This is a genomic window from Dongia mobilis (assembly GCF_004363235.1).
Classification (GTDB): domain Bacteria; phylum Pseudomonadota; class Alphaproteobacteria; order Dongiales; family Dongiaceae; genus Dongia; species Dongia mobilis.
Window position 1 is genome coordinate 753,873 of sequence record NZ_SNYW01000006.1, and the last position, 14,374, is coordinate 768,246.

General features: G+C 65.6%; 14 protein-coding genes and 1 tRNA gene. 13 read left to right on the top strand and 2 right to left on the bottom strand.

Going from position 1 to position 14,374, the window contains the following annotated elements; translation table 11 throughout:
• Positions 1-34: 34 nt before the first annotated feature.
• From A8950_RS05110 to A8950_RS05125, 4 genes are all read left to right on the top strand, one after another.
• Complete coding sequence (locus tag A8950_RS05110) at positions 35-1,357, top strand: aspartate aminotransferase family protein (protein WP_133612504.1); 1,323 nt, start codon at positions 35-37, stop codon at positions 1,355-1,357.
• A 92-nt stretch (positions 1,358-1,449) separates the two neighbouring features.
• Entirely contained in the window at positions 1,450-2,589 is a 1,140-nt protein-coding gene (locus A8950_RS05115; protein ID WP_243735530.1) for a DUF2336 domain-containing protein, read from the top strand.
• The gene (locus tag A8950_RS05120; RefSeq protein WP_133612505.1) at positions 2,586-2,861 is read left to right on the top strand and encodes a hypothetical protein; all 276 of its coding nucleotides are present in this window, start codon (positions 2,586-2,588) and stop codon (positions 2,859-2,861) included. Before A8950_RS05115 ends, A8950_RS05120 begins: the two co-directional genes overlap by 4 nt.
• 104 nt (positions 2,862-2,965) lie before the next feature.
• Positions 2,966-3,298, top strand: coding sequence for a BON domain-containing protein (locus A8950_RS05125; RefSeq protein WP_243735531.1), 333 nt, complete (start codon positions 2,966-2,968; stop codon positions 3,296-3,298).
• Between the two features lie 63 nt (positions 3,299-3,361).
• On the opposite strand, the gene A8950_RS05130 is transcribed toward A8950_RS05125, so the two are convergent.
• Positions 3,362-3,438 (bottom strand) — tRNA-Pro (locus A8950_RS05130).
• A gap of 150 nt (positions 3,439-3,588) precedes the next feature.
• Positions 3,589-4,611 (bottom strand): polyprenyl synthetase family protein, encoded by a 1,023-nt coding sequence (locus A8950_RS05135; RefSeq protein WP_133612506.1) that lies wholly within the window; start codon positions 4,609-4,611, stop codon positions 3,589-3,591.
• 164 nt (positions 4,612-4,775) lie between these two features.
• On the opposite strand from A8950_RS05135, the gene A8950_RS05140 reads away from it, so the two are divergent.
• The 9 genes from A8950_RS05140 (at position 4,776) to A8950_RS05180 (ending at position 14,372) form a co-directional block, all read left to right on the top strand.
• On the top strand, positions 4,776-5,006 hold the full coding sequence (locus A8950_RS05140) for a putative signal transducing protein (RefSeq protein WP_133612507.1): 231 nt from the start codon (positions 4,776-4,778) through the stop codon (positions 5,004-5,006).
• Positions 5,003-5,773: a tRNA1(Val) (adenine(37)-N6)-methyltransferase gene (locus tag A8950_RS05145; protein WP_133612508.1), complete on the top strand. Its 771-nt coding sequence runs from the start codon at positions 5,003-5,005 to the stop codon at positions 5,771-5,773. Before A8950_RS05140 ends, A8950_RS05145 begins: the two co-directional genes overlap by 4 nt.
• 33 nt (positions 5,774-5,806) lie before the next feature.
• Entirely contained in the window at positions 5,807-6,049 is a 243-nt protein-coding gene (locus A8950_RS05150) for a PP0621 family protein (RefSeq protein WP_133612509.1), read from the top strand.
• Positions 6,050-6,225: 176 nt separating this feature from the next.
• Entirely contained in the window at positions 6,226-7,104 is an 879-nt protein-coding gene (locus tag A8950_RS05155; protein ID WP_133612510.1) for a glycine--tRNA ligase subunit alpha, read from the top strand.
• A 3-nt stretch (positions 7,105-7,107) separates the two neighbouring features.
• On the top strand, positions 7,108-9,201 hold the full coding sequence (gene glyS / locus A8950_RS05160; RefSeq protein ID WP_133612511.1) for a glycine--tRNA ligase subunit beta: 2,094 nt from the start codon (positions 7,108-7,110) through the stop codon (positions 9,199-9,201).
• Between the two features lie 8 nt (positions 9,202-9,209).
• Positions 9,210-11,897, top strand: a complete 2,688-nt coding sequence (gene ppdK, locus A8950_RS05165; protein WP_133612512.1) for a pyruvate, phosphate dikinase — start codon at positions 9,210-9,212, stop codon at positions 11,895-11,897.
• The gene (meaB, locus tag A8950_RS05170; RefSeq protein WP_166645004.1) at positions 11,894-12,832 is read left to right on the top strand and encodes a methylmalonyl Co-A mutase-associated GTPase MeaB; all 939 of its coding nucleotides are present in this window, start codon (positions 11,894-11,896) and stop codon (positions 12,830-12,832) included. The genes ppdK and meaB overlap by 4 nt, the downstream gene beginning before the upstream one ends.
• 8 nt (positions 12,833-12,840) lie before the next feature.
• On the top strand, positions 12,841-13,449 hold the full coding sequence (locus tag A8950_RS05175) for a CDP-alcohol phosphatidyltransferase family protein (RefSeq protein ID WP_133612513.1): 609 nt from the start codon (positions 12,841-12,843) through the stop codon (positions 13,447-13,449).
• On the top strand, positions 13,446-14,372 hold the full coding sequence (locus A8950_RS05180) for a phosphatidate cytidylyltransferase (RefSeq protein ID WP_133612514.1): 927 nt from the start codon (positions 13,446-13,448) through the stop codon (positions 14,370-14,372). The genes A8950_RS05175 and A8950_RS05180 overlap by 4 nt, the downstream gene beginning before the upstream one ends.
• Positions 14,373-14,374 lie beyond the last annotated feature (2 nt).

Here is a 14,374-nt window from a genome sequence, read left to right on the forward strand (position 1 = left end):
CGTCAACACCTGACCAACCAGACCGGACCACATCATGAGCCATGTTCTGCATCGCGATCTGAAACATGTCCTGCCGAGAGCGGTGAAGGGCGAGGGCGCCTATATCATCGACAGTACCGGCAAGCGCTATCTGGATGCCTCCGGCGGCCCGGCGGTTTCCTGCCTCGGCCATTCGCATCCCCGGGTGATCGAGGCGGTGCGGCGCCAGGTCGGCGAGATCGCCTTTGCCTATTCCGCCTTCTTCACCCATGAGGCGATGGAGCAGCTGGCCGATATCCTGGTGGCGCAGGCGCCGGCTGGACTTTCCCGTGCCTTCTTCGTCTCGGGCGGGTCGGAAGCCAGCGAGGCCGCACTCAAGCTGGCGCGACAGTATTTCCTCGAGATCGGCCAGCCGCAGCGGCGCCATTACATCGCCCGCGAGCGCTCCTATCACGGCAACACGATGGGCGCGCTGTCGCTCGGCCATGATGTCAACCGGCGGCAGACCTATGAGCCACTCCTGCTGCCGATGACCCATATCGCCCCCTGTTACGAATATCGCGAGCGGCGCGAAGATGAATCGACCGAACAATATGGCCGCCGCGTTGCCGACGAGCTGGAGGCGGCGATCCTGAAGATTGGTCCCGACCAGGTCGCCGCCTTTTTTGCCGAGCCGGTGGCCGGCTCGTCGCTGGGCTGTGCCGAGCCGGTGCCGGGGTATCTGGCGCGATTGCGCGAAATCTGCGACCGCTACGGCGTGCTGCTGGTGTTCGACGAGGTGATGTGCGGCATGGGTCGCACGGGGCATCTCTTTACCTGCGCCGAAGACGGTGTCACGCCGGACATCCTCACCATGGCGAAGGGATTGGGCGCCGGGTATCAGCCGATCGGCGGCTTCCTGGTCCATGACAAGATCGTGCGCGCGCTCGAGAGTGGCTCCGGCCAGCTGAAGCACGGGCATACCTATGCCGGGCACACCGTTGCCTGTGCCGCGGCCCTTGCCGTGCAGCAGGCGTTCCAGGAGGAAAATCTTATTTCCCGGGTGCGCGACCTGGCAGCCGGCCTGCGCGCGCGCCTCGATGACACTTTCGGGCAGCATCCGCATATCGGCGATATCCGCGGCCGCGGCCTGTTCATCGGCCTGGAGATGGTGGCGGATCGCGAGACAAAGCAACCCTTTGATCCGTCCGAGAAAAAATGGCTTAAGCTGCGCCAGGCGGCGTTTGCCGAAGGGCTGGTCTGCTATCCAGCCGGAGGCTGCGTCGACGGCAAGAGTGGCGATCACATCCTGCTGGCGCCCCCCTTCAATCTGGCGGATTCGCAGCTCGACGAAATCGTCGACAAGCTCGGCCGCGCCCTTGGGGCGAGCCTCGCATGAGGCGCTAAGTGTGTGATTGCGCAAAATTTTAAATGTCGACGGTGTTCGGCGTTATCGGTACCTTAACCAATGGAGCGGTACTGGATTGACCAGTGAGTCCCGCCCCGGATCTGGAGAACGTGCCGATGCCAGCCATGCTGACGGAAGCTGATGTCCGCAAGCTGATGACCGACCCGTCGCCCGACGCTCGTGTCGAGACGGCGACCAAGGTCTCGCAGGCTTTCTATGGCGGGGAACTCTCCGCGGCGGAACGCGAGCTGGCGGCAGAGATCTTCCGCATCATGGTGATGGATGCCGAGGTGCGCGTGCGCGAGGCGCTGGCGATCAACCTGAAAGCCAGCCCGGAACTGCCGAAGGATGTAGCGCTCGGCCTTGCCAAGGATGTGGAATCCGTCGCCCTGCCGGTGCTGGAATTCTCCACCGTGCTGAACGACACGGACCTCATCGACATCGTGCGTTCCTCGGGAATCGAGAAGCAGGCGGCGGTTGCGCGCCGCGCCGATGTCTCCAATAACGTCGCCAACGCCCTTATCGACCACGCCCGGGCCGGCAAGGTGGTGGCGACCCTGGTCAACAATCCGGGCGCCGATCTGAAGCCGGCCGATCTCGAAAAGGCCTTCGCCAAGCACGGCAACGATCCGGCCGTCTCCAATTCGCTGGTCAGCCGCGGCAACGTGCCCCTGACCGTGTCCGAGAAGATCGTCGCGCGCGTCTCCGAGGCGCTGCGCGAGCATCTGCTCTCGCATCGCGAGATCCCTGCCGAGATGGCCGCCGATCTGGTGATGCAGGCGCGCGAGCGCGCCACGGCTGGCCTGTTGCCGCCCGGCATCAAATCCGCCGACGTGGTCGATCTGGTTAAGCAGTTGCGCGACAACAAGCGTCTGACACCGTCCCTGATCCTGCGCACGCTTTGCACCGGCGACATCACGTTCTTCGAGGCGAGCCTCGCCGTGCTTGCCAACATGCCCATCGTCAATGCCCGTGTCCTCATTCACGACGAGGGCAAGCTTGGCCTGCAATCGCTCTACCAGCGGACGCCGCTGCCGGCCAACCTTTATCCCGCCTTTCGCGTCGCCTTCGACGTGGCGCGCGAAATGCAGTACGACGGTGGCGACAACGACCGGCAGCGCTTCTCGGCCCGCGTCATCGAACGGGTGCTGACCCAGTTCGAGGATATCGGCAACGACAACCTCGAATATCTGATGAAGAAGCTGAAGCAGCTCGCGGCATGAAGCGGTTCCTCGCCGTCCTTGTGGTCCTTGCCGCGGGTGCAGCCCAGCCGGCCTTTGCCTGTGACCAGCAGGAAGCCGTCGACATGATGGTCAAGCTGACCACGGCCCTCGGGCAGAAGGCCGGGGCCGCCGCCACGGCGGAGGAAAGCCAGGCCGTCGTCGATGCCAATGCGCGCGTCAACGAGGCGGGCGCGGCACTCGCCGCGGGTGATCCGGAGAAGGCCTGCGAGATCTATCGCGCGGTCGCCGCGGAACAGGGTATCAGCCTCTAAAATCAGGGTTTCTGCGAACGCGCGGAACGACCGCCGCGAGGCGGCGTTAGGTCCATCGATGCCTGCGCCCCGGAAGGGCGCTACCAGACGATGGAGGTCTTTAGATGAGTAAATCCCATTCGGTCATGCGTTTCGTCCTGCCGGTCCTGGCAGCCCTGGCGGCGGGTGGCGTTGTCGCCGCTTGTTCGGTGACGTCGGGCCGCGAGAGCGGCGAGGAATATGCCGACAACGCGGCGATCACCGCCAAGGTGAAGACGGCACTGGCCAATGACGGCGGGCTCGGCCTCTTCTCGCGGGTAAGCGTGGAGACGCTGGATCGGGTCGTGCAGCTGAGCGGCTTTGTTCCCAGCTTCGACGACAAGATGCGCGCCGGGCAGATTGCGCAGGGTGTCGAGGGCGTGCGCTCGGTGCGGAACGATCTGGTCGTGCAGCCCTGATCGCAGCCCGGCTGGGGCGCGCGGCGCGGAATTGGAAATCGGAAATCGGAATTGGGAATGAAATGGTCGGAGTGAGAGGATTCGAACCTCCGGCCCCTACGTCCCGAACGTAGTGCTCTACCAGGCTGAGCTACACTCCGACCGGATCGGCCCGGGTCCTGGAAAACTCCCGGGTGGCGTCAAACGCGGGGCTGCTTATAGCCGTTGGCCGGGTCCCGTGCAAGCCTGCCATTGCGCTCCTGGCATCTTTTTGGGGTGCCGCAAGCCCTTGGGCCTACTCGCTTTTCGGGTCAGAAGCCGCGCTGGATGCAGAAATCGACCACGTCGATGAGGGCGCGCTTCTCGGCATTGTCCGGGAAGATGCCGAGGGCATCCCGGGCGATGGCGCCGTAATGGGCGGCGCGGTTCACGGTGTCCTTCAACGTGCCGTGACGTTCCATCAACTGGATGGCGTGGCGCAAATCCGCCTCGTCCTGTTCGACCTTTTCCAGCGTGCGCTGCCAGAAGCCGCGCTCCTCGGCATCGCCGCGCAGATAGGCAAGGATGACGGGCAGCGTGATCTTGCCCTCGCGGAAATCGTCGCCCACGGTCTTGCCGAGCGCCTCCTGCCGGGCCGAATAGTCGAGGGCGTCGTCGATCAGCTGGAAGGCGATGCCGAGATTGAGGCCGAACGTGTCGAGGGCCTGCTGCTCGACCTTCGGCCGGTCGGCGACCACGGCGCCAACTTCGCAGGCGGCGGCGAAAAGCGCTGCAGTCTTGCCCTTGATCACCTCGAGATAGGCCTGCTCCGTGGTCGTCGTGTCGTTGCTGGTCATCAGCTGCAGCACCTCGCCCTCGGCGATGACGGCGGAGGCGCCGGAGAGGATCTCGAGTACGCGCAGGGAGCCGTCCTGCACCATCAGCTGGAAGGCGCGGCTGAACAGGAAGTCGCCCACCAGAACCGAGGCCTTGTTGCCCCAGAGCACATTGGCCGAGGCCTCGCCGCGCCGGAGCGCGCTTTCATCGACCACGTCGTCATGCAGCAGGGTGGCGGTGTGGATGAACTCGACACAGGCGGCGAGCCCGGCCGCGCGCGGGCCGTGATAGCCGCACATGCGGGCGCTGGCCAGGGTCAGCAGCGGGCGCAGGCGCTTGCCGCCGGCGGCGATGATGTGGCCGGCCAGCTGCGGGATCAGCTGCACGTCGCTCTGCATATGCTGCAGGATCAGCTGGTTTACCTGGGCGAGATCGCCGCTCACGAGATGAGTCAGCCGGTCGAGCGCATCCTCGCTCCCCTTGTCGCGCCCGGTTTCCAGATTGACGATGACAGCCACGTTCCTGCTTCCCAACGATAACACCTTGAGCGGATTGCGCTCTTCGGCAAGCATAGTAGCTGGGCCGATGCGGTCAAGCTTTCGCCATGGCGAAATCGGCCCCGACCCGGCCGAGCGTGCGACATTTGGGCGCAAGCGCGGCCATCCGGCAGGATAAGTGACGCATGAAGGAACTGATCCGCAGCACCGACTCCGTTAGGCTGTCCTTCCTGACGGCTCTCCTGGCCGATGCCGGGATCGATGCCCTGCTGCTGGATACCCATACCAGCATCATGCAGGGCAGCCTGGATCTGCTGCCGCAGCGCCTGATGGTGGATGACGACGACCTCGCCGAGGCCCGCAAGATCCTGCTCGAGGCGGCACAGGTGGCGCCGGACCACGAGTGGCAGCCGTGACCGACGCAGCCGGCATGAAAGTCAGTAGCGATCGTTTCCTCGGCGGGCGCCTGCAACTCGCCCAGCCGGCAGAGGGCTACCGCGCGGCGATCGATCCGGTGCTGCTGGCGGCTGCCGTGCCGGCGGCACCCGGCGACAGCGCTCTCGACCTCGGTTGCGGCATCGGCACCGCCGGCCTTTGCCTGGCAAGGCGGGTCGAGGGTGTCCGAGTCACCGGCATCGACCTGCAAGGCATGCTGATCGACCTGGCCCGGCGCAACGCGCGCGACAATCACCTGGCGGACCGTGTCGCCTTCGCCTGCGGCGATGTCCGTGACGAGCACCATCGCGGCTTCGATCATGTGCTGGCGAACCCGCCTTATCTGGAGCGCGCGCGCGCCTCGGTTTCGCCGAACCCGATCAAGGCAATGGCCAATGTCGAGGGTGACGCACGCCTTGCCGATTGGGTGGTGGCGGCCATCCGGGCCGTGCGCCCGGGCGGCACCGTTACCTTCATCCACCGCGCCGATCGCGGCCCGGAGCTGCGCCGGCTGATGGCAGAGGGACTGGGCCATCTGCGCCAATGCGATCTGTTGCCCAGGGCCGGTGCCGCGCCGAAGCGGATCATCCTCCAGGGGGTGAAAGGCGCTGCCGCCGAAACCGTCGCCACCACGACGCTGATCCTGCATGAACCGGATGGGCGCTTCACCGCTGCGGCCGATTCCATCCTGCGTGATGCCGCACCCCTGAGGCTCGCTCCTCAACCGCTCGATCCGGTCGCAGCTTGACCCGGCCCGGCACACGCCCTACATCATTTGCCCATGTTCTCCGTACCGACTATCCCGAAGCTGCTCATCGTCGTCGCCATCATCGCGGTGGTCTGGTACTTTTTCCGCCGCAATCGGGTGGCGAAGGGCGGCGGCGGTCAGGACAGCCGCTCCGGCGGCAGTACCGCCAGCCAGGCCGGCGGCCGGAATGCCAAACCGATCGAGGACATGGTGCAATGCCGGTCCTGTGGCGCCTATATTCCGGCCAATACCACCTGCTCGTGCAAGAATGGCTGACGGCCACCGACTTTCCCGTTAAGTCACACAAAATGCACTGATTCCGGGACCGGTGCCTTTCGGCGTCGCCCGCCCGCGTGGCTTGATTCTCCCAGTTCGCGCCAGTATGTTGCGCCGCACACAGAATCCGGCGGCAAAAGCCGGCAGGACGAGCCAAATTTGGGGGAATGCCGATCATGGCGGCGCGGCCAAATCCCGAGACCTGTTTCCAGAACCTGATCCTGAAGCTGCACCGCTATTGGGCCGGCCATGGCTGCGTCATCCTGCAGCCCTATGACATGGAAGTGGGCGCCGGCACCTTCCATTGGGCGACCACCTTGCGCGCCCTCGGCCCCAAGCCCTGGCGCGCCGCCTATGTCCAGGCCTCGCGCCGGCCGAAGGACGGCCGCTATGGCGAGAACCCCAACCGCCTGCAGCACTACTACCAGTACCAGGTGATCCTGAAACCCTCGCCCGCCGACAGCCAGGACCTCTATCTGGGCTCGCTGAAGGAGATCGGTATCGATCCCAATGCGCATGACATCCGCTTTGTCGAGGACGATTGGGAAAGCCCGACGCTCGGCGCCTGGGGCCTTGGCTGGGAGGTCTGGTGCGACGGCATGGAGGTGAGCCAGTTCACCTATTTCCAGCAGGTGGGTGGCTTGGAATGCGACCCGGTCTCGACCGAGCTTACCTATGGCCTCGAGCGCCTCGCCATGTATGTGCAGGGGGTCGAGAATATCTATGACCTCGATTTCAATGGGCACGGGATGAGCTATGGCGACGTGTTCCTGCAATCCGAGCAGGAGCACTCGGCCTTCAATTTCGAACGCGCCAATACCGAGGCGCTGTTCCAGCATTTTGCCGATGCCGAGAAGGAATGCGCGGCCCTCCTCCAGGACAAGGCGCTGCCGCTGCCGGCCTATGACCAGGCGCTGAAGGCCAGCCATCTCTTCAACCTGCTCGATGCGCGCGGGGTAATTTCGGTGACCGAGCGGCAGGCCTATATCGGCCGCGTCCGGACGCTCGCCAAGGCGTGCTGCGAAGCGTGGGAAGCCACGCAGAGGGCGGGCTGAGCCATGGCCGAGTTTCTCCTCGAACTCTTTTCCGAAGAAATCCCGGCCCGCATGCAGGCGCGCGCCGCCGAGGATCTGCAGCGTCTTGTCACCGACAAGCTGAAGACTGCGGGTCTTACTTTCACATCGGCGAGATCCTTCGTGACGCCGCGCCGCCTTGCCCTCGTCATCGACGGCCTGCCGCTGGCACAGCCCGATGTGAAGGAGGAGAAGAAGGGCCCGCGCGTCGGCTCGCCGCAACAGGCAATCGACGGCTTCCTGAAATCGGCCGGATTGGCCTCGCTCGACCAGGCCGAGAAGCGCGATACGGGCAAGGGCGAGTTCTATTTCGCCGTGATCGAGAAGAAGGGTGTGGCGACCGATGCGGTCCTCGCCGGCCTCATCGCCGCGGCGATCAACGAGCTGCCCTGGCCCAAATCCATGCGCTGGATGGGCAATACCCAGCGCTGGGTGCGGCCGCTGCACAGCATCATTGCCCTGCTCGACGGCAAGGTGGTGCCTGGCGCGTTCAATCTCGGCGGCTCAACCGTGCCTTTCGGCGACAAGACGCACGGCCATCGCTTCCTGTCGCCTGGCGCAATCACGGTCACGTCCTTTGCCGATTACCAGGCGAAGCTGAAAGCGTCCAAGGTCATCCTGGACCAGGCCGAGCGCAAGGCCAGCATCAAGGTGCAGGCCGAGAAGGCCGCGGCGGCCGAAGGCCTCAGCGTGAAGCCGGACGAAGGGCTACTCGACGAAGTGACCGGCCTTGTTGAATGGCCGGTCGTCCTCATGGGCCGGATCGACGACGAATTCATGGCCGTGCCGCATGAGGTGCTGACGACGTCCATGCGCGTCAACCAGAAGTATTTCGCGCTGCTCGACAAGGCCGGCAATCTGGCGCCGCGCTTCCTGGTGACCGCCAATATCGAAGCCCATGACGGCGGCAAGGCGATCATCCACGGCAATGAACGCGTGCTGCGCGCGCGCCTGTCGGACGCCAAGTTCTTCTGGGACCAGGATCTGAAGGTGGGGCTCTCGTCGCGGGTACCGCTGCTCGACCCCATCACCTACCACGCCAGACTGGGCTCGGTCGGCGACAAGGGCCGGCGCATCAAGGCGCTGGCGCGCGAGATTGCGAAATACGTGCCGGGCTGCGAGGCGGGGCTGGCCAACCAGGCAGCAGGACTTGCGAAGGCCGATCTCGTTTCCGGCATGGTTGGCGAGTTCCCGGAACTCCAGGGCATCATGGGGCGTTACTACGCGCGCGCGGAGAAACTGCCCGATGAAGTTGCCGATGCCATCGCCGATCACTACAAGCCGCTGGGGCCGAACGATTCCTGCCCCCGGGCGCCGGTGAGCGTCGCCGTGGCACTCGCGGACAAGATCGATACGCTGACCGGCTTCTTCGCCATCGACGAGAAGCCGACCGGGTCGAAGGATCCGTACGCCCTGCGCCGTGCGGCGCTGGGCATCATCCGCCTTATCCTCGAGAACCAGCTGCGCCTGCCGCTGCGCGGGATTCTGGCCGCGGCCTATCGCGGTTATCAGGGCATTGCCGGTTTCGGCGACACCGTGCCGCGCGAGGTGCAGACTGATCTCATGGAGTTCTTCGCCGACCGCCTCAAGGTTGCGTTGAAGGAGCAGGGGGTGCGGCATGACCTCATTGCGGCAGTCTTTGCATTGGGCGACGAGGATGACCTGACGCGACTGCTGGCGCGGGTCGAGGCGCTGAAGGGGCTGATCGACAGCGAGGATGGCGCCAATCTGCTGGCCGGCTACAAGCGTGCTGCCAATATCCTCCGCATCGAGGAAAAGAAGGACGGCATCGCCTATGGAGAGGCGCCGGACGCGGCCTGGCTGCAACAGGACGAGGAAAAGGCGCTGCATGACGCGCTGAACGCCGCCGAGGCCACCCTCGCCAAGGCGATCGGCGCCGAGGATTTCGCTTCGGCCATGGTGGCGCTGGCCGGGCTGCGCGGCCCGGTCGATGCGTTTTTCGACAAGGTCACGGTGAATGCGGACGAGAAGGAGTTGCGGGCCAACCGCCTGCGGCTGCTGAATGCGATCCGGCTCGGTTTCAACCGGGTCGCCGATTTTTCCAGAATCGAAGGGTGAGCGGGATCATGACGAAATGGGTCTATCATTTCGGGGGCGGTTCGGCAGAGGGCCGGGCCGACATGCGCAACCTTCTGGGCGGCAAGGGCGCCAATCTGGCCGAGATGTCGGCCCTCGGCCTGCCGGTGCCGCCCGGCTTTACCGCGACCACCGAAGTCTGCACCTATTTCTATGCCAACGGGAAGAAATACCCGGCGGAACTCACCGCCCAGGTCGAGGCCGGTGTCGCCCACATCGAGAAAATCGTCGGCCTGAAATTCGGCGACGCCAAGGCGCCCCTGCTGGTCTCGGTGCGCTCGGGTGCCCGCGTCTCGATGCCGGGCATGATGGATACCGTGCTCAATCTCGGCCTCACCGACGAGACGGTGAAAGGTCTTGCGGAAATGTCCGGCGATGCGCGGTTCGCCTATGATTCCTATCGCCGCTTCATCCAGATGTTCGGCAATGTGGTGCTGGGCGTCGAGCACCACAATTTCGAGGACATCCTGGATTTCCACAAGCAGGAGAAGGGTGTCGACCTCGACACCGAACTCACCGCCAAGGACTGGCAGAAGGTGATCGCCGATTACAAGGCGAAGGTCGAGGAGGAGCTGGGCAAGCCCTTCCCGCAGGACCCGAAGGAACAGCTCTGGTCCGCGATCGGTGCCGTCTTTGGCAGCTGGAACATCCCGCGCGCCATCACCTATCGCAAGATCAACGACATCCCCGAGGATTGGGGGACCGCGGTCAATGTCCAGGCCATGGTGTTCGGCAATATGGGCGAGGATTGCGCGACCGGCGTCGCCTTCACCCGCAACCCCTCGACCGGCGCCAACGAATTCTACGGCGAATACCTGATCAATGCCCAGGGCGAGGACGTGGTGGCGGGCATCCGCACGCCGCAGCACCTGACCATCGCCGGGAAGAAAGCCAACAACTCGACCCTCCCCGCCATGGAAGAGACCATGCCGGAGGTGTTCCAGCAGCTCAACGCCGTGCGTGCGCAGCTGGAGAAGCATTATACCGACATGCAGGATATCGAGTTCACCGTGCAGCGCGGCACGCTCTATATGCTGCAGACCCGCAACGGCAAGCGCACGGCGCCGGCCGCCTTGAAGATCGCCGTCGACATGTGCAACGAGGGGCTGATCGACCGCAAGACGGCGGTGGCGCGCATCGATCCCGCATCGCTGGACCAGCTGCTGCATCCGACGCTGGACCCCAAGGCGAAAAAGGACGTCATCGCCCGCGGCCTGCCGGCCAGTCCGGGTGCCGCCTCCGGCAAGGTGGTCTTCACCGCCGACGAGGCGGAGGACCGCGCCTCGAAGGGCGAAAAGGTGATCCTGGTGCGCGTGGAGACCAGCCCCGAGGACATCCACGGCATGCATGCGGCGGTCGGCATCCTGACCACGCGCGGCGGCATGACCAGCCACGCCGCCGTGGTGGCGCGCGGCATGGGCCGGCCCTGCGTTTCCGGCGCCGGCGATCTGCGCGTCGACGCGGCGCAGAAGCTGCTGGTCGCCAAGGGCCACAAGATCGCCGAGGGCGAGGTCATCACCATCGATGGGGGCACCGGCGAGGTGATGGCGGGCGCGGTGCCGACCATCGAGCCGGTGCTTTCCGGCGATTTTGCCACCCTGATGGGCTGGGCGGACGAGGTGCGCAAGCTGAGGATCCGCACCAATGCCGAGACCCCGCTGGATGCCCGCACGGCGCGTCAGTTCGGCGCCGAGGGCATCGGCCTCTGTCGCACCGAGCACATGTTCTTCGACGGTGCGCGCATCATCGCCATGCGCGAGATGATCATGGCCGAGGATGTCGCGGGGCGGAAGAAGGCGCTGGCCAAGATCCTCCCCATGCAGCGCCAGGATTTTGTCGAGCTGTTCCACATCATGAAGGGGCTGCCGGTCACCATTCGCCTGCTCGACCCGCCGCTGCATGAATTCCTGCCGCACAGCCGCGAGGAAATGGCGGAGGTGGCGGCGGCTTCCGGCATCACCACCGATGCGGTCGCCTACCGGGCCTCGCAACTCCATGAATCCAACCCGATGCTGGGCCATCGCGGCTGCCGCCTCGGCATCACCTACCCCGAAATCTACGAGATGCAGGCCCGCGCCATCTTCGAGGCGGCGGCCGAGGTGAAGGCCAAGCAGGGCGAAACGGCGGAACCGGAAATCATGATCCCGCTGGTCGGCATCCCCAAGGAGCTGACCCTCATGAAGGCGATCATCGACCGCGTCGCCGAGGAGGTTGCCAAGGAAACCGGCCACAAGGTGCCCTATTCGGTCGGCACCATGATCGAGCTGCCGCGCGCAGCCCTGCTGGCGGGCGAGATCGCCAGGGATGCGGCATTCTTCAGCTTCGGCACCAACGACCTCACCCAGACCACCTATGGTCTCAGCCGCGACGATGCCGCGCGCTTCATCCAATCCTATGAGCGCCAGGGCATCATCGAGCGCGACCCCTTCATCTCGCTCGATACCGAGGGCGTCGGCGAACTGGTGAAGATCGCCGCCGAACGCGGCCGCAAGACGCGGAGCAATATCAAGCTCGGCATCTGCGGCGAGCATGGCGGTGATCCGGCCTCGATCCATTTCTGCGCCCAGGTCGGGCTCGACTATGTCTCCTGCTCGCCCTACCGCGTGCCGATCGCCAAGCTGGCGGCGGCCCAGGCGGCGCTGAGCGGCGACCAGTCCGGCCGCAAGGGCGAGGGGTGATCCACGCGACGCCGCTGGCGGCTCTCCGCGCCGGCGGCAAGACCGCCTTGGCGCGGGCGCTGGCGCAGCTTGAGAGCAGCCCGGACGAGGCCGCGATCACGGCGCTGCTGGATGAAGCCCATGCGTTGCCGACGGCCCATGTGATCGGCCTGACCGGCCCCCCTGGCGTCGGCAAGTCGACCCTGGCCGGCGCCCTCATCCAGGCCTATCGCGCTGCCGGAAAGCGCATCGCGGTGATCGCCATCGACCCTTCCTCGAAGCGCTCCGGCGGAGCCCTGCTGGGCGACCGCACGCGGCTCCGCACCGATCCCGAGGATGACGGCATCTTCGTCCGCTCGATGGCGGCGCGCGATCAGCTGGGCGGCCTGGCCGAGATCACCTATGCCGCCATGGTGTTGATGCGCGCGCTCTATGACGTGGTGCTGATCGAGACCGTGGGGGTCGGCCAGTCGGAAACGGATATCGCGCTCGCTGCCGATACCGTGCTGTTCTGCGTGCAGCCCGGCTCGGGCGATTCGCTCCAGTTCATGAAGGCCGGCATCGTCGAGATTCCGGATGTCGTTGCCGTCACCAAGGGCGATCTTGGCCGGGCGGCTATCCGGGCGCGGGCGGATGTGAAGGGGGCACTCGGCCTCGGCGCCGGCCGGCAGGAGGAAGGCGCCTGGCAGGTGCCGGTACTCATCGTCTCGGCCAATGCCGCCGAGGGTATCGACCGGCTGGTAGCGGCGATGGACGAGCATGCCGCCTGGCTGCGCGAAGCGGGACGGCTGGCGCGGAAGCGTGCAGCCCAGGCCTCGGCCTGGATCGAGGCGGCGATCCGCGAGCGCTGGGGCCGGGAAGGGCTGAAGCGCCTGGCCGGTTCGCTCGCAGATGTGACGGCCGACACGCGGCAATCGCCGTTTCGCATCTTGGCGGAACTCGCCCGCCGGCTATAGTGGCGGCCATGCCGTCGATCTACGATCTCAAGCCCCGCTTCGTCGCCCTGCTGCGCCCGCTGGCCGCCCGCCTCGCACAAGGCGGCGTTACCGCCAATGGCATGACGCTGGCGGCGATGGCGGATTCCATGATCGTCGGGCTGGTGCTGGCGATCTGGCCGGAGGTGACCTGGCTGTGGCTCCTCCTCCCGCTCTTCCTCTTCATCCGCATGGCGGCCAATGCAATCGACGGCATACTCGCTCGCGAATTCGGGATGAAGTCGCGCCTCGGCGCCATCCTCAACGAAGTGGGCGATGTGGTGTCGGATGCCGCCCTCTATCTGCCCTTCGCGCTGCTGCCGGGGGTGACGCCGTTCTGGGTCATCCTCGCCGTCGTCATCGCCGTCATCGGCGAGATGACCGGCATCCTCGGCCAGGTGGTAGGCGCCAGCCGGCGTTATGACGGGCCGATGGGCAAGAGCGACCGCGCCGCAATCTTCGGCATCCTCGGCCTTGCCATTGGCATTGGTGCCCCCATCGGCGGCTGGATCGACTGGATCATGGCGGCGATCTGCCTGCTCGGTCTGGTCACCATCCTCAACCGCGCCCGCCAGGCGCTCAAGGAAGCCGCCGGATGAACTATCTCGACATCACGCCGAATGTCGCCATCGCCGTGGCGGCGGTGATCGGCCTGCTGGCCGTGGCGACCGCCATCGCCTGGCCGCAGCGGAAGAAGAAGCAGGAATTGTGGCTGCGCACCCGCACCTGGTGGGTGATCGTGCTGCTGATCGCCGCCTCGATCGCACTCCCTTCCTGGGTGCCGGTGGCGCTTTTCGGTCTCATCAGCTTCCTCGCCTTCAAGGAATTCGTGACCCTGATCCCGACGCGCCGTGCCGATCACCGCGTCCTCTTCTGGGCCTATTTCGCGATCCCGATCCAGTATTACTGGGTCTCGGTCGGCTGGTATGGCGTCTTTATCATCTTCATTCCGGTCTACATGTTCCTGGCGCTCCCCTTGCGCATGGTGATCGCGGGCGAGACGCAGGGTTTCATCAAGGCGGCGGGGACGCTGCATTGGGGCCTGATGGTGACGGTGTTCTCGCTGAGCCATGCAGCCTATCTCCTCGCCTTGCCGCACGAGGTCAATCCGCTGGCGGGCGGTGACGGGCTGCTGCTCTATCTGCTGCTCCTCACCGAAATCAACGATGTCGGCCAGTATTGCAGCGGCAAGCTGCTGGGCCGGCACAAGGTGGTGCCGAAGGTCAGCCCCAACAAGACCATCGAGGGCCTGCTGGGCGGTGTCGCCATCACCACCCTGGTGGCGGTCCTGGCGGCGCCCTATCTCACGCCGCTCTCCTGGCTGCAGGCGGCGACCATCGGCTGCGTGCTGGCGCTGGCGGGTTTTGCCGGCGATGTCACCGTCTCCGCCGTGAAGCGGGACCTGAAGCTGAAGGACAGCGGCTCGCTGCTGCCGGGCCATGGCGGCGTGCTCGACCGGGTCGACAGCCTGACCTTCACCGCGCCGCTCTTCTTCCACATGATCTATTACCTGCATTACTGACC

Coding starts and splice junctions, on each gene's coding strand:
- A8950_RS05120 (WP_133612505.1), top strand. CDS start 2,586: ATGAAGCGGTTCCTCGCCGTCCTTGTGGTCCTTGCCGCGGGTGCAGCC.
- A8950_RS05150 (WP_133612509.1), top strand. CDS start 5,807: ATGTTCTCCGTACCGACTATCCCGAAGCTGCTCATCGTCGTCGCCATC.
- A8950_RS05110 (WP_133612504.1), top strand. CDS start 35: ATGAGCCATGTTCTGCATCGCGATCTGAAACATGTCCTGCCGAGAGCG.
- A8950_RS05125 (WP_243735531.1), top strand. CDS start 2,966: ATGAGTAAATCCCATTCGGTCATGCGTTTCGTCCTGCCGGTCCTGGCA.
- A8950_RS05140 (WP_133612507.1), top strand. CDS start 4,776: ATGAAGGAACTGATCCGCAGCACCGACTCCGTTAGGCTGTCCTTCCTG.
- A8950_RS05180 (WP_133612514.1), top strand. CDS start 13,446: ATGAACTATCTCGACATCACGCCGAATGTCGCCATCGCCGTGGCGGCG.
- A8950_RS05155 (WP_133612510.1), top strand. CDS start 6,226: ATGGCGGCGCGGCCAAATCCCGAGACCTGTTTCCAGAACCTGATCCTG.
- ppdK (WP_133612512.1), top strand. CDS start 9,210: ATGACGAAATGGGTCTATCATTTCGGGGGCGGTTCGGCAGAGGGCCGG.
- glyS (WP_133612511.1), top strand. CDS start 7,108: ATGGCCGAGTTTCTCCTCGAACTCTTTTCCGAAGAAATCCCGGCCCGC.
- A8950_RS05175 (WP_133612513.1), top strand. CDS start 12,841: ATGCCGTCGATCTACGATCTCAAGCCCCGCTTCGTCGCCCTGCTGCGC.